The organism is Falsigemmobacter faecalis, from assembly GCF_003863335.1.
Lineage (GTDB): Bacteria > Pseudomonadota > Alphaproteobacteria > Rhodobacterales > Rhodobacteraceae > Wagnerdoeblera > Wagnerdoeblera faecalis.
The window spans coordinates 13,389-37,570 of sequence record NZ_RRAZ01000003.1 but is presented as its reverse complement, the minus strand read 5'-3'; the positions used below and the strand labels follow the sequence as shown (position 1 = coordinate 37,570).

General features: G+C 61.9%; 19 protein-coding genes. 12 read left to right on the top strand and 7 right to left on the bottom strand.

Annotation, left to right across the window (positions count from 1 at the left end; translation table 11 throughout):
* The first annotated feature begins 15 nt into the window (after positions 1 to 15).
* The 8 genes from EG244_RS02395 to EG244_RS02360 all read left to right on the top strand — a co-directional run bounded on the left by EG244_RS02395 (position 16) and on the right by EG244_RS02360 (position 10,609).
* On the top strand, positions 16 to 1,734 hold the full coding sequence (locus tag EG244_RS02395; protein WP_124963418.1) for a heparinase II/III family protein: 1,719 nt from the start codon (positions 16 to 18) through the stop codon (positions 1,732 to 1,734).
* A 16-nt stretch (positions 1,735 to 1,750) separates the two neighbouring features.
* Entirely contained in the window at positions 1,751 to 3,337 is a 1,587-nt protein-coding gene (gene purH, locus EG244_RS02390) for a bifunctional phosphoribosylaminoimidazolecarboxamide formyltransferase/IMP cyclohydrolase (RefSeq protein ID WP_124963417.1), read from the top strand.
* Between the two features lie 64 nt (positions 3,338 to 3,401).
* On the top strand, positions 3,402 to 3,887 hold the full coding sequence (lspA, locus tag EG244_RS02385; RefSeq protein WP_124963416.1) for a signal peptidase II: 486 nt from the start codon (positions 3,402 to 3,404) through the stop codon (positions 3,885 to 3,887).
* A 61-nt stretch (positions 3,888 to 3,948) separates the two neighbouring features.
* On the top strand, positions 3,949 to 4,470 hold the full coding sequence (locus EG244_RS02380; protein ID WP_124963415.1) for a DUF3035 domain-containing protein: 522 nt from the start codon (positions 3,949 to 3,951) through the stop codon (positions 4,468 to 4,470).
* Positions 4,471 to 4,572: 102 nt separating this feature from the next.
* Positions 4,573 to 5,901: a M16 family metallopeptidase gene (locus EG244_RS02375; RefSeq protein ID WP_124963414.1), complete on the top strand. Its 1,329-nt coding sequence runs from the start codon at positions 4,573 to 4,575 to the stop codon at positions 5,899 to 5,901.
* Entirely contained in the window at positions 5,898 to 7,196 is a 1,299-nt protein-coding gene (locus tag EG244_RS02370; protein WP_124963413.1) for a M16 family metallopeptidase, read from the top strand. Before EG244_RS02375 ends, EG244_RS02370 begins: the two co-directional genes overlap by 4 nt.
* 32 nt (positions 7,197 to 7,228) lie before the next feature.
* Positions 7,229 to 9,100, top strand: a complete 1,872-nt coding sequence (gene mutL, locus EG244_RS02365) for a DNA mismatch repair endonuclease MutL (RefSeq protein WP_124963412.1) — start codon at positions 7,229 to 7,231, stop codon at positions 9,098 to 9,100.
* Positions 9,101 to 9,508: 408 nt separating this feature from the next.
* Complete coding sequence (locus tag EG244_RS02360) at positions 9,509 to 10,609, top strand: alpha/beta hydrolase (protein WP_124963411.1); 1,101 nt, start codon at positions 9,509 to 9,511, stop codon at positions 10,607 to 10,609.
* 41 nt (positions 10,610 to 10,650) lie between these two features.
* Here the strand turns inward: EG244_RS02360 and EG244_RS02355 are convergent, their stop codons facing one another.
* Positions 10,651 to 12,906 carry an NADP-dependent malic enzyme gene (locus tag EG244_RS02355; protein WP_124963410.1) on the bottom strand — a complete coding sequence of 752 codons (2,256 nt, stop codon included), beginning with the start codon at positions 12,904 to 12,906 and terminating at the stop codon, positions 10,651 to 10,653.
* A gap of 124 nt (positions 12,907 to 13,030) precedes the next feature.
* Here EG244_RS02355 and mutS point away from each other — a divergent pair, with 124 nt between their 5' ends.
* On the top strand, positions 13,031 to 15,682 hold the full coding sequence (gene mutS, locus EG244_RS02350) for a DNA mismatch repair protein MutS (RefSeq protein WP_124963409.1): 2,652 nt from the start codon (positions 13,031 to 13,033) through the stop codon (positions 15,680 to 15,682).
* A 52-nt stretch (positions 15,683 to 15,734) separates the two neighbouring features.
* Here mutS and EG244_RS02345 read toward each other — a convergent pair whose 3' ends face one another.
* Both EG244_RS02345 and hrcA read right to left on the bottom strand, forming a co-directional pair.
* Positions 15,735 to 16,277: a nucleotide exchange factor GrpE gene (locus EG244_RS02345; protein ID WP_124963408.1), complete on the bottom strand. Its 543-nt coding sequence runs from the start codon at positions 16,275 to 16,277 to the stop codon at positions 15,735 to 15,737.
* Between the two features lie 5 nt (positions 16,278 to 16,282).
* Entirely contained in the window at positions 16,283 to 17,353 is a 1,071-nt protein-coding gene (gene hrcA / locus EG244_RS02340) for a heat-inducible transcriptional repressor HrcA (protein WP_124963407.1), read from the bottom strand.
* A 127-nt stretch (positions 17,354 to 17,480) separates the two neighbouring features.
* On the opposite strand from hrcA, the gene rph reads away from it, so the two are divergent.
* Genes rph through hemW form a run of 3 tightly spaced genes read left to right on the top strand, consistent with a single transcriptional unit; the run spans position 17,481 to position 19,978 of the window.
* Positions 17,481 to 18,194: a ribonuclease PH gene (rph, locus tag EG244_RS02335; RefSeq protein WP_124963406.1), complete on the top strand. Its 714-nt coding sequence runs from the start codon at positions 17,481 to 17,483 to the stop codon at positions 18,192 to 18,194.
* Positions 18,191 to 18,796 carry an RdgB/HAM1 family non-canonical purine NTP pyrophosphatase gene (gene rdgB / locus EG244_RS02330; protein WP_124963405.1) on the top strand — a complete coding sequence of 202 codons (606 nt, stop codon included), beginning with the start codon at positions 18,191 to 18,193 and terminating at the stop codon, positions 18,794 to 18,796. The genes rph and rdgB overlap by 4 nt, the downstream gene beginning before the upstream one ends.
* 24 nt (positions 18,797 to 18,820) lie before the next feature.
* Positions 18,821 to 19,978, top strand: coding sequence for a radical SAM family heme chaperone HemW (gene hemW, locus EG244_RS02325; protein ID WP_124963404.1), 1,158 nt, complete (start codon positions 18,821 to 18,823; stop codon positions 19,976 to 19,978).
* On the opposite strand, the gene EG244_RS02320 is transcribed toward hemW, so the two are convergent.
* Genes EG244_RS02320 through mnmG form a run of 4 tightly spaced genes read right to left on the bottom strand, consistent with a single transcriptional unit; the run spans position 19,970 to position 24,172 of the window.
* Positions 19,970 to 20,878 carry a ParB/RepB/Spo0J family partition protein gene (locus EG244_RS02320; protein WP_124963403.1) on the bottom strand — a complete coding sequence of 303 codons (909 nt, stop codon included), beginning with the start codon at positions 20,876 to 20,878 and terminating at the stop codon, positions 19,970 to 19,972. The genes hemW and EG244_RS02320 overlap by 9 nt on opposite strands.
* Positions 20,875 to 21,711: a ParA family protein gene (locus EG244_RS02315; RefSeq protein ID WP_199737741.1), complete on the bottom strand. Its 837-nt coding sequence runs from the start codon at positions 21,709 to 21,711 to the stop codon at positions 20,875 to 20,877. The genes EG244_RS02320 and EG244_RS02315 overlap by 4 nt, the downstream gene beginning before the upstream one ends.
* Positions 21,681 to 22,304, bottom strand: coding sequence for a 16S rRNA (guanine(527)-N(7))-methyltransferase RsmG (gene rsmG, locus EG244_RS02310; RefSeq protein WP_124963402.1), 624 nt, complete (start codon positions 22,302 to 22,304; stop codon positions 21,681 to 21,683). Before rsmG ends, EG244_RS02315 begins: the two co-directional genes overlap by 31 nt.
* Positions 22,301 to 24,172 (bottom strand): tRNA uridine-5-carboxymethylaminomethyl(34) synthesis enzyme MnmG, encoded by a 1,872-nt coding sequence (gene mnmG, locus EG244_RS02305; protein WP_124963401.1) that lies wholly within the window; start codon positions 24,170 to 24,172, stop codon positions 22,301 to 22,303. The genes rsmG and mnmG overlap by 4 nt, the downstream gene beginning before the upstream one ends.
* Between the last annotated feature and the right edge of the window lie 10 nt (positions 24,173 to 24,182).

The window sequence follows — 24,182 nt, the reverse complement described above, 5'->3', positions numbered from 1 at the left end:
GGGAAGTAGCGGCCTATGGCGGATCTGAAAGACGGCAACGGCACTGGCAGGCGGCAGCCCCTCGCGGACCGCTGGGCGACCTGGCGCGCGGGGGCAGGCCCGGTTGCGACGGGCTTTGTCTCTCCGCCTGAGCCGCGTTTTATCGGGCTGGTGGCGCGGGGGCAGCAACTCCTCAGCGGCACCTTCGCGCTTGGCGGATCAGAGGTTGAGGCCCATGGTCAAAGCCTTTGGGACATCCCCCCGCCAGGTCCGCTTTTTGAAGAAGCCGCACAGAGCTTTGCCTGGCTCGACGACCTGGCCGCCTGTGGCGATGCCGCGGCAAGAGCTCTCGCGGGCACCTGGGTCAGCGATTGGATTTCGCGCTTCGGGCGCGGGCCGTTCTGGCCCCCCCAGGGCACCGGGCAGCGGCTTTTGCGGATGATTTCACACGGACAGATGCTGACCGAGGGTCAGATGTCCGACGAGAGCGCGCCTTTACTGCGCAGCCTCAGCCGCCAGGCGCATTACCTGGCGCGGCGCTGGAAAACCGCGCCGCCAGGTCTGCCGCGCATTGAAGGCCTGGCCGCGCTGGCAACGGCCGGGCTTCTGCTCGACGGGCTGGAAGCCCTGAGCGCCCCCGCGCTTGCGGCGTTGATGGCAGAGGCGGGCGCGGTCGTTGATTCCGAGGGCGCCATCGCCTCGCGCAATCCCGAAGAGCTTCTCGATATCTTCACGCTTCTGACCTGGGTGCGGATGACGCTGGAGGATCTGGGCCGGGCTGTGCCGCCGGAACTCACCACCACAGCGGGGCGCATTGCGCCGGCTCTGCGGGCGCTGCGCCATGCGGATGGCAACCTCGCCAGGTTTCACGGCGGCGGGCGGGGGCTGGAGGGGCGGCTGGACCTGGCGCTCACCGGATCGCGGGTGAAACGCGGGCCGAGCATGATCCACGCCATGGGCTATGCGCGCCTCAGCGGCGGACGGACGTCGCTGATCGTCGATGTGGCCTCACCGCCTGACGGCGCGGCTGAAAGCACTGCCCATGCCTCAACCCTCGCGCTGGAGATGACCTCAGCGCGGCGGAGCCTCATTGTCTCCTGCGGTTCGGGAGCGCCCTTTGGTCCGGACTGGCATCGGGCGGGGCGTGCAACGGCCAGCCATTCGACCCTGGTCGTTGAGGGCTTTTCCTCCTCGCGCTTTGGGAAGGGACAGACCCTCTCAGACCGCGCCGCGACCCTGCCGCCACGGCTTTTTCAGAGCGTGGACGGGCAAAGCCTGATCTCGGGCCATTCCGGCTGGGCGCGCAGCCACGGCCTGCAGCATCTGCGCGCGCTGGAACTGTCGCAGGACGGGCGGGTTCTGGTGGGCCAGGACACTCTGGGCGCGCGCGACGCCGCCATGAAAGCGCGGCTTTCCCAGGTTCTCGCTCATGCCGGAGAGGGGGGCATTCCCTTCAGCCTGCGGTTTCACCTGCATCCCGATGTGGATGCGCGCCTTGATATGGGCGGCGCGGCGGTCTCGCTGGTGCTGCGCTCGGGCGAGATCTGGGTGTTTCGCCATGACGGCACCGGGCGGCTGACGCTTGAGCCCTCGGTCTATCTTGAGAAGGGCCGCCTGAAGCCGCGCCCGACTTTGCAGATCCGCCTTTCTGCGCAACTCACCGCAGATCAGGCGGAACTTGGCTGGACCTTGGCGAAAGCACAGGATACCCCCCTGGCCATCCGCGATCTTGACCGGGACGAGCCTCCCGTCTGACAGAAGGTACAGAGAAATGACTGATCTGGTTCCTATTGGCCGTGCGCTGATTTCGGTATCCGACAAAGGGGGGCTCATCGAATTTGCGCGTGCGCTTGCAGCCCAGGGCGTTGAGCTGATCTCGACCGGCGGCACCTCGATTGCGCTGCGTGCAGCCGGGCTGAAAGTACGCGATGTCTCTGATGTCACCGGTTTTCCGGAGATGATGGACGGCCGCGTCAAGACCCTGCATCCGATGGTGCATGGCGGTCTGCTGGCCCTGCGCGATGACGATGAGCATCTGGTCGCCATGGCCGCCCACGGCATTGAGCCGATCGACCTGCTGGTCGTGAACCTTTATCCCTTTGAGGCCACCGTCGCCAAAGGCGCGTCCTATGACGACTGCATCGAGAATATCGATATCGGTGGTCCGGCGATGATCCGTGCAGCCTCGAAGAACCATAAATTCGTCACCGTGGTCACCGATCCGGAAGATTATGCCGCCCTGCTGGCGGAAATGGCTGCGAATGACGGCGCAAGCTCGCTGAAGTTCCGCACCCGTCAGGCGCAGATCGCTTATGCGCGCACCGCGGCCTATGACACCGCCGTTTCGACCTGGATGGCCGGTGCGATCGCGGAAGACGCACCCCGCCGCCGCAGCTTTGCCGGTGGTCTGGCGCAGACCCTGCGCTATGGCGAGAACCCGCATCAGTCGGCCGCTTTCTACACCGATGGCACCAACCGTCCGGGCGTGGCCACCGCGAAGCAGTGGCAGGGCAAAGAGCTGAGCTACAACAACATCAACGACACCGATGCCGCCTTTGAGCTGGTCGCCGATCTGGACCGCGCGAACCCGGCCTGTGTGATCGTGAAGCACGCGAACCCCTGCGGTGTGGCGGTGGGTGAGACCCTGGCAGAGGCCTATGAGCGCGCGTTCGACTGCGACCGCACCTCGGCTTTCGGCGGCATCATCGCGCTGAACCAGACCCTCGACGGTGAAACGGCTGCGAAAATCGCCGAGATCTTCACCGAAGTCGTCATTGCCCCCGATGCGACCGATGAGGCAAAGGCGATCTTTGCGGCCAAGAAGAACCTGCGTCTGCTGACCACCGGCGCGCTGCCGGATGCGACCGAGAAAGCTCTGGCCTGGCGCCAGGTTTCGGGCGGCTTCCTGGTGCAGGACCGTGACGTCGGTCAGATCTCGCTGGCAGATCTGAAGGTTGTGACCAAACGTGCCCCCTCTGAGGCTGAGCTGGCGGATATGCTCTTCGCCTGGAAAGTGGCGAAGCACGTGAAATCCAACGCCATCATCTATGTTAAAGACGGCGCGACCGTCGCCGTGGGTGCCGGTCAGATGAGCCGTCTCGACTCGACCCGGGTTGCGGCGCGCAAATCGCAGGATATGGCCGAAGTGCTGAACCTGGCGCAACCGACCACGGTGGGCTCGGTCGTGGCCTCGGACGCCTTCTTCCCCTTCGCGGATGGTCTGCTGGCCGCTGCTGAGGCGGGGGCTACGGCGATCATCCAGCCGGGCGGCTCGATGCGTGACGCAGAAGTGATCGCGGCGGCAGATGAAGCCGGGCTGGCGATGGTGTTTACGGGTATGCGCCACTTCCGTCACTGACGGGTGAAAACGGCCGGGGGGTCCGCCCCCCGGTTTTTCGGAGCCTGCAAAGGAAAGAGACAGCATGAAGCTTGCCGCATTGGTCGCCACGGGTGTGTTTCTTCTCGATCAGGCCAGCAAATTCGCCGTGGTGCACGGGCTGGAGCTTGACCGGGTGCGCGGCATTGATGTCTGGCCGCCTTTTCTGAACTTCCGGATGGCCTGGAACCAGGGCATCAATTTTGGCCTGTTTTCCGGCCAGGATGAGCTGACCCGCTGGGTTCTGATTATCATTTCGCTGATCATTTCCGCCTGGGTCTGGATCTGGGCCAAACGCGAGGCGGATCGCCCGCTGGTGCAGATTTCCACCGGCCTTCTGATTGGTGGCGCGCTTGGGAATGTGATCGACCGGCTGATCTATGGCGCGGTGGCGGATTTTCTGAACATGTCCTGCTGCGGCTTCAGCAATCCCTATTCCTTCAATGTCGCCGATATCACCATTTTCGCCGGGGCTATCGGCCTTGTGCTGTTTTCAGGCGGCAGCCCGCGCGGGGAAGCAAAGAAGCCGTGACGCCTGCGGCATGATGCGTTAAGGCTTGGCGAGAGCGCGAAGATCGGGACAGGAGAGTTCGATGACGGCAGGGAAAACGCGGGTGGCAGCTGTGCTGACGGCTGTGCTGCTGGTCTCAGCCTGTGGCGGATCAGATGAGGCCCCTCGGCTGATGCGTCTTCAGGCCAGCGGCGATGGCCCGGATGAATTCTCGATCCTGCCGACGAAGCCCCTTGAGATGCCCTCAGACATGCGCGCCCTGCCCGAGCCGGTGCGTGGCGCACCGAACCTGGTGGATCCGCGCCCGCTCGATGATGCGGTTGTAGCGCTTGGTGGCCGACCTGGCGCAGGCACCGGCGATGCCGCTCTGGTCGCAGCCGCAGGCCGCAACGGGATTGATCCCAACGTGCGCCAGACCCTGGCAGCCGAGGATGAGGCCTTCCGCAAAACGCAACGCCCGCGTCTGCTGGAGCGGCTTTTCAACCGCTCGTCCTATCATCGGGCCTATGGCGGTCAGACCACCCAGTCCTATCAGGAACTTGAGCGCTGGCGCGCCGCCCAGGCCCGCACGCCTTCGGCACCGCCGCAGGGCTCGGGTCGCTGAGCCACTTTATCTGATCACAATCCCGTCTCTGCCCTCCGGCTGCGCTTGACGCCGCCTCTGTCTGATTTAGCCTCGCACCGGGCTGATCTGAGGAGACCCGGAATGCGGTTATTGCTGGCTCTGGCATTGTCTTTCATCGCGCCACTGGTGGCGCAGGCGGAAGAGAAGGTCACCGAACTCCGGCTCGACAACGGGTTGCAGGTGGTGGTGATCGAAGATCACCGCGCCCCGGTTGTGGTTCATATGGTGTGGTATCGGGTCGGCTCTGCCGATGAACGCTCGGGCGAATCCGGGCTGGCGCATTTTCTTGAGCATCTGATGTTCAAGGGCACCAAGACCATGGCACCGGGCGCGTTCTCGCAGCTTGTGGCCGCCGAAGGTGGCTCGGATAACGCCTTCACCAGCTATGATTTCACGGCCTATTTCCAGCGCGTCGCCGCGGATCGCCTTGAGATGGTGATGCGGATGGAAGCCGACCGCATGGTCAATCTGACCCTCGCCGAAAGCGATGTGGTGACTGAGCGCAATGTCGTTCTGGAAGAGCGCACCACCCGCACTGATGCCAGCCCGGAGGGGCTGTTTTCTGAGCAGATGTCGGCCACGCTTTATCTCAACCACCCCTATGGCCGCCCCATCATCGGCTGGCGCCATGAGCTGGAGGCGCTGAACCGCGAGGCGGCGCTGGATTTCTACAAGCGCCACTACGCCCCCGATAATGCCATTGTGGTCATCGCAGGCGATGTCACCCCGGCTGAAGTCGAGCGGCTGGCGAAGGAATATTACGGCCCGCTCAAGGCCTCTGAGCATATCACCGGGCGCGAGCGGCCGCTTGAGCCGCCGCAGATCGCGGAACGGCGGGTGATTATGCAGGATGACCGCGTGGGCCAGCCCTATGTGATCCGCAATTATATCGCCCCCTCGCGCCAGAGCGGTGCCCAGGATGAAGCGGCGGCCCTGGTGGTTCTGGCGCAGCTTCTGGGCGGGGCCGGGGTGAATTCGGTGCTGGGACGTGAGCTGACGGTGAATTCCAAAACCGCGGTTTCGGCTTCGGCCTTTTATGATCCGACCGGCTATGACGGCACGACCTTCGGGGTTTATGCCATGCCCGCGCCAGGTGTCTCGCTGGAAGAGGCCGAGACCGCTGTCGATGCGGCTTTGGCGAAATTTCTCGAAGACGGCATCGGCGAGGATGAATTTCGCCGCATCAAAGCCCAGCTGACCGCGAGCGAAATCTACGCCCGCGACAGCGCCATGGGCGTCGCGCGCCGCTATGGCACGGCGCTGACCACGGGGCTGACCGTGGGGGATCAGCAGTCCTGGCCGGAGGTTCTGCAGGCGGTGACGCCTGAGCAGGTGATGGCCGCGGCAAAGAAAGTTCTCGACCGCAAACAGTCGGTCACCGGCTGGCTGCAAAAGGAGGCTGCGCAATGATCGCGCGACTGACAGCATTTTTCGCCCTGATTGCCCTGCCGGTTTTCGCCGATGTCCCGGTGAAAGAGGTGACCTCTCCCGGCGGGCTGAAGGCCTGGCTGGTGGAGGCGCAGGAGATCCCCTTTGTGGCGCTGGAGCTGCGCTTTAAGGGCGGCGCCACGCTGGACCCCTCGGGCAAAGAGGGGGCGGTGACGCTGATGACCGGGCTTTTGGAAGAGGGCACCGGTGATCTTGACAGCCAGGGCTTTGCCGCCGCCCGCGATGATCTTGCGGCCTCGTTTTCGTTTAATCCGTCCCGTGAAATTGTCGGCGTTTCCGCAAGGTTTCTGACCGACAACCAGGACAAAGCCATCGATCTGCTGCGCCGCGCGCTGGTGGAGCCGTCGTTCCCCGCAGAGGCGGTCGAGCGGGTGCGGATGCAGATTTTGTCAAACCTCACCGCCGAAGAGCGCGACCCAGGTGCGGTTGCAGCAAAGCTTTTCAATGAGATCACCTTTGAAGGCCATGTCTATGCCCGCCCCTCGGAGGGCACCCATGACAGCGTGAAGGCGCTGACGGTGGAGGATCTGAAGGCCGCTCACAAAGCGGCACTGACGCGGGAGAATGTGATCATCGCCGCGACCGGCGATATCACCGCTGAGGCGCTTGGCGTGCTGTTGGATAAGCTGCTCTCGGGCCTGCCGGAAAAGGGCGGCGCGCTGCCCGGTCCGGCTGAGGTTCATCTCAGCGGCCAGGTCGTGACGGAAGAGTTTCCCGGACCCCAGGCCGTGATCCTCTTTGGTCAGGAGGGGATCAAAATCGACGATCCCGATTTTTTCCCGGCCTTTATCGCCTCTGAAATCCTCGGCGGGGGCCGCTTTGGCACCCGGCTGATGACGGAAGTGCGTGAAAAGCGCGGGCTGACCTATGGGATCGGCGCGGGGTTTTCTTCACTCGATCAGGCGGAACTGCTGACCGGCCAGGTTCAGACCGCCAATGCCACCGTGAAAGACACCATTGAGGTGATCCGCGCGGAATGGGCGCGGCTGCCGGATATCTCAGAAGACGAGCTTGAGGCCACAAAGCGTTATCTGACCGGCTCTTATCCGCTTCGCTGGGACGGCAATGCCAATATCGCCCGCGCGCTGGTGGGCCTGCAGCTGCAGGGCTGGCCGATCGATTACCCCTCAAAGCGCAACGGCTATATTGAGGCCGTGACGCTGGCGCAGGTGCAGGCTGCGGCGAAAGCGCATTTCCGGGCGAAGGATCTGTCGTTCATCATCGTCGGACGCCCTGTGGGGCTGGAGCAGGAGTAGAACTGCCCTCTGGCTTCTGCTAAATCTGAGGGATGGACCAGACCCTCCCTCAGATGCGGCCGGTGATCCGGCAGTTAGACGAATCCGCCATCAACCGCATCGCTGCGGGCGAAGTGGTGGAGCGCCCGGCCTCGGCCATTAAGGAACTGGTGGAAAACGCGCTGGATGCGGGCGCAAAGCGGGTCGATGTGGCCTATGCCCAGGGCGGAAAATCCCTGATCCGGGTCATCGATGACGGCTGCGGCATGACGCCGGAAGATCTGCCCCTGGCGCTCTCGCGGCATGCCACCTCCAAGATCGACGGCCAGGATCTGCTGAATATCCATACCTTTGGCTTTCGCGGCGAGGCTTTACCCAGTCTGGGCGCGGTGGGGCGTCTGTCGATCACCAGCCGGGCTGAGGGGAATGAGGCCGCCGTCATCACCGTCTCCGGCGGCCGGATGGAGCCTGTGCGCCCCGCCGCGCTGAACCGGGGCACCGTGGTAGAGTTGCGGGATCTTTTCTACGCCACACCCGCCAGGTTGAAATTCCTGCGCTCTGACCGGGCCGAGGCCATGGCGATCTCGGATGTGATGAAGCGGCTTGCCATGGCCGAGCCGGGCGTCAGCTTCACCCTGCGCGATGTCAGCGACGGCGGCGAAGGCCGGCTGATCTTTCGCGCCGATGCCGAACAGGGCGATCTTTTTGATGCTCTGCGCGGGCGGCTCGCCAGGATCATCGGGGCGGATTTCACCGAAAATGCGCTGCCGATTGATGCCACCCGCGACGGGGTGCGCCTGACCGGCTATGCGGCTTTGCCGACCTGGTCGCGCGGCACGGCGGTGGCGCAGTTTCTCTTTGTGAATGGCCGTCCGGTTCTGGACCGGATGCTGTTTGGGGCGCTGCGGGCGGCCTATCAGGATCTGCTGTCGCGCGACCGTCACGCGGGGGCGGTGCTGTTTCTGGACTGTGATCCGCAGCTTGTCGACGTCAACGTACACCCCGCGAAATCAGAAGTGCGCTTTCGCGACCCGGCGCTGACCCGCGGGCTGATCGTCTCAGCGCTGCGTCACGCCCTGGCAGCAGAGGGGCACCGCAGCTCCAACACGGTTGCCGAGGCGACCCTGTCAGCCATGCGCCCCGAAGCCCCGGCGCAGGCGCCCCTCTCGGGGGCTGCCTCCTGGACCACCTCGCCTGCGGCGCGGGTCTGGCAGATGGACCGCCCCTCCCAGGGCGCTTTGCGCAGCAGCTTCGCCTTTCAGGCCCCGGATCCCGGCCTCTCCGAGATGCCTTCCGCCAGGTTTGAGCCAGCCCCCTCCCCCGAGGTCGCAGAGGATCTGAGCCGCCGCCCCTTAGGGGCTGCGCGGGCGCAGGTGCATGAGAATTACATCATCGCCCAGACCGAGACCGGCATGGTCATCGTGGACCAGCATGCCGCCCATGAGCGCCTGGTCTATGAGCGCCTGAAGCGCCAGGCCGCCGTGAAGGGCATCGCCGCCCAGGCCCTGCTGATCCCCGATATTATTGAGCTGGCCCAGGACGAAGCGGCCATGCTGCTGGAATTTGCGCCAGAGCTGGAAAAGCTGGGCCTGGTCCTTGAGGCCTTCGGCGGCAGCGCGATTGCGGTGCGTGAAACACCCGCCATCCTGGGCCAGGTGAACAGCCAGGGTCTGATCCGGGATATCCTCGACGAGTTGACAGACCAGGGCTCGACCACCGCGCTCCAGGTCCGGATTGATGCGATCCTCAGCCGGATGGCCTGCCACGGATCCGTGCGCTCGGGCCGTCAGATGCGCGCCGAGGAAATGAACGCGCTTTTGCGGGAAATGGAAGCCACCCCGCATTCCGGCCAGTGCAACCACGGTCGCCCGACCTATGTTGAGCTGCGCCTCAGCGATATCGAGCGGCTTTTCGGCCGCACCTGACGCTTTCCGGATTAGCTGACGACCACGCCTCCCGGCACGCCATGTGCCGGGGGAATGATCTATATTCATTAACGCTCAATCGCAATATAATCATAATTACAAAATAATGCCTATAACATGTATCTATAAATTACCTGCGGAAAGGGCGATGATTTTTACTCCCACAGGTGACGCCGGCATTCGGGACCTGCCTTTCTCTTCCCTCGCTCACTGCAGTCTTCAGCTTTGAGTGATGGCGAAACAAATCCCGCTGCCTGTCTGGCGCCTTATTGATGATGCCCCGCAGATCGAACGCCTCCGGCCGGACCGGGAGGCGGCTCAACGAAACGGCAGCGCGGGATGACATAAGGTGATGATTGCCTCATGCCGTCCCTCACAGCATGATGCCGCATCTTCACGGAGGTGATTGTGCTGCGTCTGATCGGGATTTGTGCGTTCGTATTGCTGGGGGCCTGTGCCCCACGCGGGCAGCTTCTCTTTATGCCGGAGGCAAAGGGCGTCGGTGAGGTGCAGAAAGTTTTCGTGGCCACCACCCGCGCCGATGACGGCGAGGGGGATTACTGGTCCGCCCAACGCACCTATATGCCCCGCTACGCCAGGTTCGACGTCTCCATTCCGCCTGAACGAGAGCCAGGCACCCTGCCCTGGCCGCCAAAAAACGGCGTCGCAGATCCCCGGAAGCATATGGTGACAGTGAACCGCGACCTCTATCCAGGCTCTGCTGCCTTCCGCAGGGCGCTGGCGAAAGAGATGTCCGTCTCGCAGCGCGGCACGCGGGAGGCAGTGATCTTTGTCCATGGCTTTAACAACACCTTCGCCGAGGGCCTCTATAGATTTGCACAGCTTTATCATGACCTTGAGATGCCGGGTGTGGCTGTCCACTACTCCTGGCCCTCGCGGGGGTCGGTGCTGGCTTATGCCTATGACCGCGATTCAACGCTTTTTGCCAGGGACGGGCTTGAGACGCTGCTGCAGGATGTGGCTTCAGCCGGGGCAGACCGCATCCTGATCGTCGCGCATTCGATGGGTTCGGCCCTGACGATGGAGACTTTGCGCCTGGTCGGGCAGAACCGGCAGATCCGCAGCCGCCTTGCAGGGGTGGTGCTGATGTCGCCGGATCTGGATGTTGATGTGTTCAAATCGCAGGCCGCGCGGATCGGGGCCCTGCCGCAGCCCTTCGTGGTGATGACGTCAAGGCGCGACAATGCGCTGGCGCTCTCGGCCACCATCGCCCGAGAGTCCGCCCGCCTTGGCAATCTGCGCGATCCTGCCGTTCTGGCGGGGCTCAATGTGACGCTGGTGGAGACCGGGGCCTATTCGGACGGCGACAGCCACTTTACGGCTGCAACCTCGCCTGCGCTGATCTCTATTCTCAGGCGGGCGGGAGATATCGACCAGGCTCTGGGCCAGGATGCCCGCTCACGCGTGGGCTTGCTGCCCGGTGCGGTTTTACGGGTTCAGGGGGTGACACAGATGGTGCTGACGCCGGGCAGCCGTTGGGGAGAATGAGAAAGGGGCGCCCGGAGCGCCCCTTCTAAGTATTTGATACATCAGCCGATTTTGCAGGCGGCCATGACAGCCATATTGACGATGTCATTGACCGTCGCCGTGGTTGAGCAGAGCTGGATCGGTTTTTTGACACCGGTCAGGATCGGGCCGATCACGGTCGCGCCGGCCATCTCCTGCATCAGCTTGACCGAGATGGAAGCCGAGTGACGCGCCGGCACGACCAGGATATTCGCCGGGCCGGAGAGGCGGGTGAAGGGATATTGCTTCATCTGATCGGGATTGAGGGCGACATCAACGGTCATCTCGCCTTCATACTCAAAATCGACGCGGCGGCGGTCAAGCACGTCAGCGGCGCGGTACATCTTCGTCGCGCGCTCTGAGACCGGATAGCCGAAGTTTGAGAAGGAGACGAAGGCCACCCGCGGCTCAATCCCAAGGCTGCGCGCCACGCCGGCAGCACGTTCCGCAATGGTCGCAAGGTCCTCCGGCTCGGGCCATTCGTGCACCAGGGTGTCGCCCATCAGCACGATCTTGCCCTTGTGCAGCAGTGCCGTGACGCCCACCGCACCGTCTTCGGCCTTGGCGTCGAAGACATGGTTGATGAGGTTCAGCACATGCGCCGATTTCCGGGTCGCGCCGGTCACCAGGCCATCCCCATGGCCATGCTGCAGCATCAGCGCCGCGAAGACATGGCGGTCGCGGGCGGCCAGGCGGTGGATGTCCTGACGGTCAAAGCCATCGCGTTGCAGGCGCTTGTAAAGGAAGTCCTTATAGGCCTCGAGATGGCGGGTATTGGCGGCGTTCACCACCTCCAGCTCGCGCACCGCATCGGCAAGGCCGGCGGCCTCCAGCTTTTCGCGCACGTCATTCTCACGGCCGACCACCAGGGCACGGCCAAGGCCTGCACGCTGATAGGCCACGGCAGCCCGCAGCACGCGGGGATCGTCGCCTTCAGCGAAGATCATCCGGGCCTGAGCCTGCCTGGCGCGGGCATGCACCCCCTGAAGGATGGAAGCGGTCGGATCCATCCGGCTTTTCAGCGATTGCTCATAGGCCTTCATGTCGATGATCGGACGCCGGGCCACGCCGGTATCCATCCCGGCACGGGCCACCGCCGGCGGGATCACATAGATCAGACGCGGATCAAAGGGCGTCGGGATGATGTAATCGCGCCCGAATGAAAGTTTGCGGCCATAGGCCATAGCCACTTCATCCGGCACATCTTCCCGGGCCAGGCGGGCCAGGGCTTCGGCGCAGGCGATCTTCATCTCATCATTGATGGCACGGGCATGGATATCCAGCGCGCCCCGGAAAAGATAAGGAAAACCAAGGACATTGTTGACCTGGTTCGGGTAATCCGAACGCCCGGTCGCCACAATCGCATCCGGCCGAACGGCATGGGCCTCTTCCGGGGTGATTTCCGGATCAGGGTTCGCCATCGCAAAAATGACCGGATTATCCGCCATCGAGGCGACCATGTCCTGGGTCACAGCGCCTTTGGCCGAGACGCCGAGGAAGACATCCGCGCCGCGCATCGCCTCTTCGAGGGTGCGGTGATCCGTACGGGCGGCATGGGCCGACTTCCACTGGTTCATCCCCTCGGTGCGACCCTGATAGACCACGCCCTTGGTGTCGCACATGATGCAGTTATCGGGGGTGGCCCCCATGGATTTGATCAGCTCAAGGCAGGCGATGCCCGCAGCGCCCGCCCCGTTCAGAACGATCCGCACGTCCTGGATACGCTTGCCCGAAAGCTCCAGCGCATTGATCAGGCCCGCAGCACAGATCACCGCCGTGCCGTGCTGGTCATCATGAAAGACCGGGATATCGCAGATCTCTTTAAGGCGCTGCTCGATGATAAAGCATTCCGGCGCCTTGATATCTTCAAGGTTAATGCCGCCGAAGGTGGGCGACATCAGCTTGACGGCCCGGATGATCTCATCGGCGTCTTCGGTATCCAGCTCGATATCGATCGCATTGACGTCTGCGAAGCGCTTAAAGAGGACGGCCTTGCCTTCCATCACCGGCTTGGAGGCCAGCGCACCAAGGTTGCCCATGCCAAGGATCGAGGTGCCGTTGGAGACCACGGCCACCATATTGCCCTTAACCGTATAGTCATAGGCGGTCTCGGGATTGTCGGCGATGGCCTGAACGGGAACGGCAACACCAGGGCTATAGGCGAGCGAGAGATCACGCTGGGTCGCCATAGGAGTGGAGGCGACAATGTCGTATTTACCCGGACGCGGCTCAAGGTGATAGGCGAGCGCCTCTTCCGGCGTGATCTTGGTGCGGGACATGGAAAACCCTCTCTGAACGCTGCTGCGTCCTTATCACTCATGGACTTGAGGCTGCAATGAATTTGCCACGCTTTTCCCCCCGCACCGGCTGGGTTAGGGTCGCGCGGATACCAAGGGGATGCTGATGACCGCTACCGTCACGCCGATGATGGCACAATATCTGGAAATCAAAGCCGGCTGCCAGGATGCGATCCTGTTTTACCGCATGGGGGACTTCTATGAGATGTTCTTTGACGATGCGGTCAATGCGGCGGCGGCGCTGGATATTGCGCTGACGAAGCGCGGCAAGCATCTGGAAGAAGACATCCCCATGTGCGGCGTCCCCGTCCATGCGGCCGAAGGCTATCTTCTGGCGCTGATCCGCAAGGGCTTCCGGGTGGCCATTGCCGAGCAGATGGAAGATCCGGCAGAAGCGAAAAAGCGCGGCTCTAAATCCGTGGTGAAGCGCGATATTGTGCGGCTGGTGACGCCGGGAACGCTGACAGAAGACAGTCTTCTGGAAGCGCGGCGTAACAACTTCCTGGCCGCTTTTGCCGAGGTCCGCGATGAGGCCGCACTGGCCTGGGTCGATATTTCGACCGGGGAGATGCGGGTGATGCCCTGCCCGGTCCTGCGCCTTGGGCCGGAACTGGCGCGGCTTGCGCCGCGCGAAGTGCTGCTGCCGGAAACCCATGTGGCGCTGGCCTCTCAGGTCGCCGAGAGCGGTGCGGCAGAGACGATCCGTCCCCGCTCGTCCTTTGACTCGGCCTCGGCTGAGAAGCGGCTTTCGGCGCTGTGGAAGGTCACCACGCTGGACGGCTTTGGCGCCTTTGACCGGGCGGAACTGGCGGCCATGGGGGCGCTGGCGGATTACCTGGATCTGACGCAGCGCGGCAAGCTGCCGCTGCTGCGCCCGCCCGTGCGGGAGACCGCTGGCGGCGTGATGCAGATCGATGCCGCCACCCGCCGCAGCCTGGAGATCACCCAAGGCGCCCAGGGCGGGCGTGAGACCTCACTTCTGGGCAGCATCGACCGCAGCGTTACCGCCGCGGGTGCGCGCCTTCTGGAGCGCCGCCTCTCAGGCCCCTCGCGCGATCTGCGGGTCATCCATGAGCGCCTGGAGGCCGTGCGCTTTCTGCGCGGGGCGGCGGGTCTGCGCGATAAGCTGCGGGCGGCACTGAAGGCGGTGCCGGATATGGACCGCGCCCTCTCGCGCCTGGCGCTTGATCGCGGGGGCCCGCGCGACCTGGCGGCTCTGCGCAGCGGGCTGGAAAAAGCCGCCGATGTCTCGGATCTGCTGGGCCAGGAGGGTATTCCCCGCAACCTGGCGCAGGCTGTGCTGGCCCTGCACGGCCATGAAGAGATCACCGATCACCTGGGCACGGCCCTGGTGGCCGAACCGCCGCTTCTGACCCGTGATGGCGGCTTTATCGCGCCAGGTTTTGATACCGACCTCGATGAGACCCGCCGTCTGCGCGATGAGGGGCGCGGGGTCATCGCCGGAATGCAGGCCGATTACATCACCGAGACCGGCATCCAGGCGCTGAAGATCAAGCATAACAACGTCCTGGGCTATTTCATCGAAACCACCGACCGTCATGCCGAGCGCATGATGGCCCCGCCGCTCTCTGAGCGCTTCATCCACCGGCAGACCACCGCCAATCAGGTGCGCTTCACCACGGTCGAGCTGAGCGCGCTGGAGACCCGCATTCTGAACGCAGCCAACCATGTGCTGGAGACCGAAAAGCGCCACTTCAGCGCCCTGCAGCGCTTTGTGCTGGATCGTGCCGGGCCGATTGGTCTGGCCTCTGCCAGCCTTGCCGAGATTGACCTGGCCTGCGCCTTTGCGGATCTCGCGTCCGAACTCGACTGGTGTGAGCCCGAGGTGGATGACAGCCGCGCCTTTGAGATCAGCGGCGGGCGTCATCCGGTCGTTGAGCGCATGCTGAAGCGCCAGGGTGAGGCCTTTGTCGCCAATGACTGCGCACTCTCGGACGGGCATACCCCGGCGATCTGGCTGCTGACGGGCCCCAACATGGCGGGTAAATCGACCTTCCTGCGCCAGAATGCGCTGATTGCGCTGCTGGCCCAGGCCGGATCCTTTGTTCCGGCGACCAAAGCGCGGATCGGTCTGGTGAGCCAGCTTTTCAGCCGTGTTGGTGCCTCGGATGACCTGGCGCGGGGCCGCTCGACCTTTATGGTCGAGATGGTGGAGACGGCAGGCATTCTGAACCAGGCCGATGACCGCGCGCTGGTGATCCTTGATGAGATCGGGCGCGGCACGGCGACCTGGGACGGGTTGTCGATCGCCTGGGCCGTGCTGGAGCATCTGCATGGCTCCAACCGCTGCCGTGCGCTTTTCGCCACCCATTACCATGAGATGACGCAGCTGGCGCAGCGCTTGGATGGTGTTGAAAACGCCACCGTTTCGGTGCGGGAATGGAAGGGAGAGGTCATCTTCCTTCACGAGGTCAAGAAAGGCGCGGCGGATCGGTCTTACGGGGTCCAGGTCGCCCGCCTGGCCGGGCTTCCGGCGACGGTGGTGGAGCGCGCCCGCGTGGTCCTGGAGGCTCTGGAAAAAGGCGAAGGCGGCCAGGGCAGCACCCGGCGGCAAAAGGCCGTGATCGATGATCTGCCGCTCTTTTCGGCGGCGGTTGCTCCGCCCCCTGCCCCTGTGGTGGTGGAGAAAGCCTCTGTCGTGGAAGACCGGCTGCGCAGGATCGCCCCCGATGATCTGAGCCCGCGAGAGGCGCTTGATCTGCTATATGAACTGCGCGGCCTGCTGCCCCGGACATAAAAAAGGCCGGCCCTGCGAGGGGCCGGCCTTTTTCGTTTTGTGTCCGCAGATCTCAGCCCGGGAAGGACGAGACACCCACCTGGGCCGGGCGCAGCAGACGGTCATGCAGCATGAAGCCGTCGCCCATAACCTGGAGAATGGTGCCTTTGACGGTGCCGGGAACCGGGGCTTCAAACATCGCCTCATGCTCCTGCGGATCGAAAACATCGCCCACAGCCGGAGAAATCACGCGCACGCCGTGCTTGGTGAAAATGCTGTGCAGCTCGCGCAGCGTCAGCTCTACACCTTCGACGAAAGCCGCCGACTGGGCGCGTTGCTCGTCGCCCAGGGCTTCAAGCGCACGTTTCAGGTTGTCGTGCACCGGAAGCAGATCGCGCGACAGACGCGAGCCACCGTATTGCTCCGCCTCACGGCGGTCGCGATCTGCGCGGCGGCGCGAGTTTTCGGCATCTGCCAGCGCGCGCATATATTTATCGCGCATCTCATCACGTTCAGCCTTCAGGGCGTCGAGTTCTGCTGCATCGATGTAGCCGAACTCCTGCTCGGCCCCGTCCGCCACGATTTCAGCTTCAGGGTTGAGCTTTTCGTCCTGCATTTTCCTCATCCTTTCGTTCGATCTGACAATACGCGTCCGACCAGTTGTGCGGTGTAATCGACTATCGGGACAATGCGACCATAGTTCAGCCGGGTCGGCCCGATGACGCCGATCGCACCCACGATTTTTCTTTCAGCGTTCATATAGGGCGAAACCACCAGAGAGGAACCCGAAAGTGAAAAAAGCTTGTTTTCTGAACCGATGAAGATCCGCACACCTTCACCGCTTTCCGTCAGATCGAGGAAGTCAGCGATGTCCTGTTTGCGCTCCAGGTCCTCAAAAAGACTGCGAACCCGCTCCAGATCGTCAGAATTGTCGCTTTCCGGCAGCAGATTGGCCTGACCGCGCACGATCAGCCGCTCTGACACCGTTCCAGCGTCCTCCCACAGCGCCAGACCGCTTTCGACCAGGCGCCCGGCCAGAACGTCCAGCTCCTGCCGCCGGGAGGTCAGTTCCGCGCGCATCTGCTTGCGCAGATCGCTGAGATTGCGCCCGCCCGCCCAGGCATTCACGAAATTCGCAGCCTCGCGCATGGCGGATGGGGTCATCCCCTTCGGCGGCACAAAAACCCGGTTCTCCACATGGCCATCCGCCAGCACCAGCACCACAAGTGCGCGATCCGGCCCCAGGCTTACAAATTCGATATGACGGATTTCAGCCTCATGCTTTGGCGCCAGCACAAGGCTGGCCCCGCGCGTCATCCGCGAGAGCGTGGACCCGATCCGGTCCAGCATCTGCGTCACATCGGGGCTGTTGCCGCCAAAGGTCGCATCAAGCTTTTCGCGGTCCTCATGCTGAAGCTCTTCAACCTCCAGAAGGCCATCGACGAACATCCGCAGCCCAAGCTGTGTCGGCACCCGTCCTGCGGAAATATGCGGGCTGTTGAGCAGACCCAGATATTCCAGATCATTCATCACATTGCGGATGGTCGCTGCCGAGACACTCTCTGACATCGAGCGGGTGAGCGTGCGCGAACCGACCGGTTCGCCCGATTGCAGATAGCCTTCCACGACCCGACGGAAGACCTCTCGCGAGCGGGCATTCATTTCTGCCAGCGGATTGGGTGTATCTGTCATGGGACCTGCCTTTCGTCTCCAATATGGAAGTCCCGGCGGCTGCGTCAATGCACCCTGCCCCGCACAGCCTTGTCTCAGGGGGGGTGGAGGAGTAACTCCGGGGGAATGTGCTTCGAAAGGACGGATCATGCGCCCCTCAGGACGGAAACTCGACGAAATGCGGACGGTCTCAATTGAGACCGGTGTGGTCAAACACGCCGAAGGCTCCTGCCTGATCAGGGTGGGTGACACCCATGTGCTGTGCACCGCCACGATTGAAGACCGCCCGCCGCCGTTTCTGAAAGGCACCGGCCTTGGCTGGGTGACCGCGGAATACGGTATGCTGCCCCGCGCCACCGGGTCGCGCACCCGCCGTGAGGCCGCGACCGGCAAGCAGCAGGGCCGCACCGTTGAGATCCAGCGCCTGATTGGCCGTGCGCTGCGCGCAGGCGTCGATCGGGCCGCCCTGGGTGAGCGTCAGATCGTGATTGACTGCGATGTACTGCAGGCCGATGGCGGCACCCGCTGCGCAGCCATCACCGGCGGCTGGGTCGCGCTGCGCCTTGCAGCGAACCGTCTGCTGCAGACCCGTGCAATCGTCTCGGACCCGTTGCTGGATCATGTGGCGGCGGTCTCCTGTGGGATCTATGCCGGCCAGTCGGTGCTGGATCTGGATTATGCCGAAGACAGCGCCGCGGGCACCGATGGCAACTTTGTTCTGACCGGCCGCGGGCGTCTGGTCGAAGTCCAGATGTCAGCTGAAGGCGCGACCTTCGCGCGGGATGATATGAACCGGCTTATGGACCTGGCGGAGGCCGGCGTTCAGCAACTGGTCGCCGCGCAGAAGGCAGCCGTAGCATGAGAAAGTTTACCGGCTCGGAACTGCTCGTCGCCACCCACAACAAGGGCAAGCTTGAGGAAATTGCAGCCCTTTTCTCTGACCGCCAGATCAGCGTAAAAGGTGCTGCAGACTTTGGGCTGCCCGAGCCGGTCGAAACCGAGACGACCTTTGCAGGCAATGCCCGCATTAAGGCCCATGCAGCGGCCCGCGCGACCGGATTACCTGCGCTTTCCGATGATTCAGGGCTGATGGTGGATGATCTGGGGGGAGAACCTGGCGTTTACACCGCAGATTGGGCCGAAACACCAAATGGGCGGGACTTCGCGATGGCTATGCGCAAAGTCTATGACCGCTTAGTGGAATCCGGTCGCCCCCAGCCGTGGCGGGCTCAGTTTGTCTGCACTTTTGTCCTGGCCTGGCCCGATGGACATGATGAGGTCTTCGAAGGTAAAGTGGACGGAGAAATTGTCTGGCCCGGACTCGGACGTAATGGCCATGGCTATGACCCCATCTTCACACCCGAAGGCTATGATGTGACCTTCGGCGAGATGGACCGCTGGGAAAAAAACCGCATAAGCCATCGTGCCAGAGCGTTTGAAAAGCTCCAGGCATGTTTCACGTGAAACACATCTGAACTGAGGTGACCTATGGCCTTTGGCCTCTATATCCACTGGCCCTACTGTCAGACGAAATGTCCGTATTGCGATTTCAACTCGCATGTTGTGGCACATATAGATCAGAAGCGCTGGATTTCGGCCTATCAGAACGAAATCCAGCGTCTTGCTGAGGAATGCCCTGACGAGATTCTTGAAACGATCTTTATTGGCGGCGGCACGCCCTCGCTTATGGATCCGGAGGTCGTCTCTGCAATCATCGAAAGCGCCCGAAAGGCCTGGCGCTGGAGCAATGATGTTGAGATCACAATGGAGGCCAACCCCGGCTCCGTCGAAGCCGGGCGTTTTGCGGGTTACCGTGCCGCGGGTGTAAATCGCGTTTCTCTTGGAATTCAGGCTCTTAATGATGCCGATCTGAAGCTTTTGGGTCGCATGCACAGTGCTGAAGAAGCAAAAAAAGCCATCGGGATCGCGCATTCAACCTTTGATCGGGTGAATATTGATCTGATCTATGCGCGGCAAAATCAAACTCTGGACCAGTGGCGCGAAGAGTTGCATGAGGCCCTTAGCCTTGGGGGCCGCCACCTGTCACTGTACCAGCTGACCATCGAAGACGGCACGGTCTTTGGCCGCCGCTTTGCCGCAGGACAACTGCGGGGGCTGCCCGACGAAGACCGCGCAGTCGATATGTTCATGGCGACTCAGGAGATCTGTGATCGCGCGGGCCTTCTCGCCTATGAAGTGTCAAATCATGCCATTCCCGGCGAGGAATCGCGCCACAACCGCCTGTACTGGCAGGGTGGCCGCTATGCCGGGATCGGACCTGGCGCCCATGGCCGAATTGGCCTTAAGGATCAAAGACGCGCCACGGAAGCCATACGTGAGCCCACGCTCTGGCTCAGCGCTGTTGAGCGTAAAGGCAGCGGAGACCTTCTCAGCACGCCCCTCTCGGCTATGGATCGCGCTGAGGAACTTCTGATGATGGGCATGCGCGTGCGGGAGGGGTTGAGCTGGGATCTCCTGGCGCGGGAAGGCATCGCGCGTGGCCCCTGGCCGAAGCTGGATCTGATGATTGACGAAAAGTTCGTCATCGCTGACCAGCATGGCATCCGCACCACGCTGGAAGGTCGCCTGCTCCTCAACACTCTGGTTGCTGAACTGGCGACCGACGTCCCGCTGATGTCAGTGTAATTTTTCGGCCGGTATCTGCGAAAGAAGTCCGCAGAGCCGGTCGAGTTCTTCCAGTGAATTATAGGCAATCGTCACGGTACCCGCACCGGTGTTCGGTTCGTGCCGGATCCGAACTGCCATTCCCAGATTTCCGGAGATATCTGCTTCCAAAGCAACCGTATCATCGTCACGGGTATCCGAGCGAACGGCATATTTCCGAGCCTCGCCTTTGCCGGTTTTCCCTTCCCGAACAAGGCGTTCGACTTCCCTGACGCTCATTCCTTTATCGACGATGCGCCGCGCCATCGTCGAGGCATTCTCCAGCGCCACCAATGCGCGGGCATGGCCTGACGAAAGCGAGCCGTTCTCAATCAACTCAACAACATCTTCAGGAAGGCTTAGCAGACGAAGGGAGTTCGCAATATAGCTGCGACTTTTTCCAAGACTTTCAGCAACTTTATCCTGCGTATGACCGAACCGGTCGATCAACTGCTTATAGGCCTGCGCCTCCTCAACTGCACTGAGGTCCGCTCGCTGAATATTCTCAATGATCGCGACTTCCAGCACTTCCGTGTCAGAATACTCGCGCACAATGACTGGCAGAGTGTGCAGCCGGGCAAGTTGCGATGCGCGCCAGCGACGCTCACCCGCAACAATTTCAAAACTTCCGTTCACCTCCCGAACCAGCAAAGGCTGAAGAACGCCCTTTTCACGGATCGAGTTCGACAGGTCTTCCAGGGCATCTTTATCGAAGATGCGCCGCGGCTGATCCGGGTTGGGGTGCACTTTTTCGATGGGAACTTCGCGCACGCCGGGCGCATGACTGCCACGCCCGGTCGACTGCTCCATCATTCCGACGTCGGCCATCAGGGCTGAAAGCCCGCGTCCGAGGCCACGCCGCTCCGCTCTGCGCTCACTCATCCCCGTTCTCCCCGTTTTTGTCCATCGTGGCGTTCCAGCAGTTCCCTTGCAAGCGCCCGATAGGCCAGAGCCCCTTTTGATAAGGGGTCGTAGTCCAGAATAGTCGTTGCGTAGGAGGGCGCTTCGCTGATGCGCACATTGCGTGGAATGACAACATTAAAGACTACTTCACCAAGGGTTGCGCGGACATCCGCTTCGACGTGCTGCGACAGACGGTTCCGCATATCGGCCATGGTCAAAACCACGCCCTCGATCCTCAGGGCGGGATTGGCCTTTGCGCGGATCTCACGGATCGTCCTCATGAGCTGGGACAGCCCTTCAAGCGCGAAAAACTCTGCCTGCAGCGGAACCAAAACCGATGTCGCTGCGACCATCGCATTAACAGTCAGAAGGTTCAGTGAGGGCGGGCAATCGATCAAAACAAAGTCGAAAGACATTTCGATCAATGCTTTACGGCGAAGAGCCTGGCTTAGCAGGAAGCTGCGCTTTTCATGCGCGTGAAGCTCTATATCTGCCGAAGCCAAATCCGTTGTCGCAGGTACAACCCAAAACGAGGCCGTCGAGGTTTTCACCTCCAGCGGCACTGGCTTGCGGCCACTCAGCAGCAGATCGTAGCTGGAAAAGCCCCGTTGCTCTGGCTCAATCCCGACCCCGGTAGAGGTATTTCCCTGCGGATCAAGATCAATGAGAAGTACGCGTTTGCCAGCCTCCGCTAAAGCCGCTCCGAGATTGATGGTCGTTGTGGTCTTACCCACGCCACCTTTCTGGTTCGCAATCGCGATAATTCTCATTCCCGCCTCGGTTATGATCGTCTGCTTAATGCGGTCACGCATAGAATGCGCGCCAGGGGTTCAGTCACACTTTTGTGCACTGAAAGGTCAAACTGCCACTTTTCCAAAGCCGCGTCGACTTCCGATTGGAACGCCTCACCCTTTGGCAGGATGGCGACGGCCGATGGCGCCATATGCGGAGAAATCCAGGCAAAAAGTTGAGGCAAGGCCGCGAGGGCACGGGCCGTTACAACCTCAGCGTTGAGAGGTGCGACACTCTCAATCCGATCACTGATGACCTTCACGTTAACCTGGCAGCTGCGGGCCGCTTCACGAAGAAAGGTGGCCTTCCGCTGATCTGACTCTACCAGAATATGCTGTGCCTTAGGCGCAAACTGCGTCGAGAGGATCGCCATAATGATCCCCGGAAGGCCGCCGCCACTGCCAAAATCTGCAAATTTTAGCGCAGTTTCAGGCATATGGTCGTAAAGTTGGATGGAATCCAGCACATGCCTTTCGCGGATATCCCCAAGAGTCGATTTGGAAACCAAATTGATTTTAGGGGACCAGCGAGCCAGCAAAGCTTCAAAGGTCTCAAGACGTTCGCAGGTTTCAGCGGTCAGGGATTGGCCCCGAACCTTAACAGTCCAGGTCAAGCGGAGACCTCCTGGCGTGCACGGGACAGCATTTTGATCCGAATATGAATGAGTGCAATCGCTGCCGGTGTCATGCCTTCAATTCGCGCCGCCTGTGCCAGGCTTTCGGGGCGCGCACGCTGCAGCTTCAGCTTCAGCTCATTGGACAGACCTGACACCGTGTCATAATCGAACTCTGCCGGAATGATCTGTCCCTCTTCACGACGCATAATCTCAACCTGTGCGCGCTGGCGGTCTTCATAAGCCGCGTAAAGCGATTGCGAGTGAAGTTGCAGGAAATCCGCACCCGAAATCTCTGAAACGGCAGGCACCAGAGTTTCAATTTGCGCGCGTGTCACTTCAGGAAAGGCCATAACTTCAAGCGCTGTGCGGCGGACACCGTCTTTGCTGACCGATATACCAACAGCTTCCAGGTCTCGCGGAGAGAAGCCCTGCGCCGACATCGCCGCCTTACCCGAGTCGAGGCGGGCCATTTTCTCGGCAAAAGCCAGGGCCCGGCTCTCGCCCACCAGACCCAGTTCAACGCCAAGCGAGGTCAGGCGCTGGTCCGCGTTATCAACACGAAGCGTCAGACGATACTCCGCACGGGAGGTAAACATGCGGTAAGGTTCAGTGACCCCACGGGTCACCAGATCGTCCACCATGACGCCGATATAGCTGTCCGAGCGTTGCAGAACGATTTCGTCTTTTTCACGGGCATAGCGGACAGCATTCATCCCAGCCAGCACGCCCTGGGCGGCCGCTTCTTCATAGCCTGTGGTACCGTTAATCTGCCCGGCAAAGAACAGGCCACGCAGCGAGTTGACCTGGAGACCCCGGCTTAATCCGCAGGGGTCAAAGTAATCATACTCAATGGCATAGCCGGCCTGGAGTATCTTAACCTCTTCCAGGCCGTTGATTGAGCGCACATAGGCCTCCTGCACATGAGCCGGGAGTGAGGTGGAGATACCGTTCGGATAAACCGTATGATCGTTCAGGCCTTCCGGCTCGAGAAAAACCTGGTGGCTGTCTTTTTCAGAAAACCGAACGATCTTATCTTCGATGGAAGGGCAATAGCGCGGACCGACCCCCTCGATATGGCCACCATACATTGCGGAGAGCGAGAGGTTGTCCCGCACGATCTCGTGGGTACGCTCATTGGTATGGGTAATGCCACAGGCGATCTGGCGAACCAATGGCCGCTCGTTCAGGAACGAGAGCATCATCGGCTCTTCATCGCCCTGCTGAACTTCAAGGCGGTCCCAGGCGATCGTCCGACCGTCCAATCGGGGCGGAGTGCCGGTCTTCAGGCGACCGCGACCTGGAGCAATTTCCCGCAGCATTGAGGCCAGTCGCTCTGACGCGGGGTCACCCACTCGTCCACCCGCAGACCGTTCCGGGCCAACATGGATCACCCCATTCAGGAAAGTACCAGATGTAAGAATGACGGACTTTGCCTGAAGAAAGCTACCATCGGCAAGCTCAACACCGGTGATCCGGTTTCCATCCAGGCCAAAGCTGACAGCCTCACCTTCAATGATATCAAGGCCCTGGCGCCGGCTGAGCAGTGTCTGCACCGCCTGACGATAAAGTGCTCGATCCGCCTGAATGCGCGGGCCCTGAACGGCAGGGCCTTTGCGGCGGTTGAGCAGACGATACTGGATCCCGGCCATATCACCAGCCCGCGCCATAATGCCGTCGAAGGCATCGACCTCGCGCACGAGGTGGCCCTTACCCAGGCCTCCGATCGCCGGATTACAGGACATAACACCTATACCATCCCGCTTCAGCGAGATGAGTGCCGTCACCGCGCCCATGCGCGCAGCAGCATCTGCAGCTTCCACACCGGCATGTCCGCCGCCAACCACGACCACATCATAGTGTTTCATGTGAAACAAT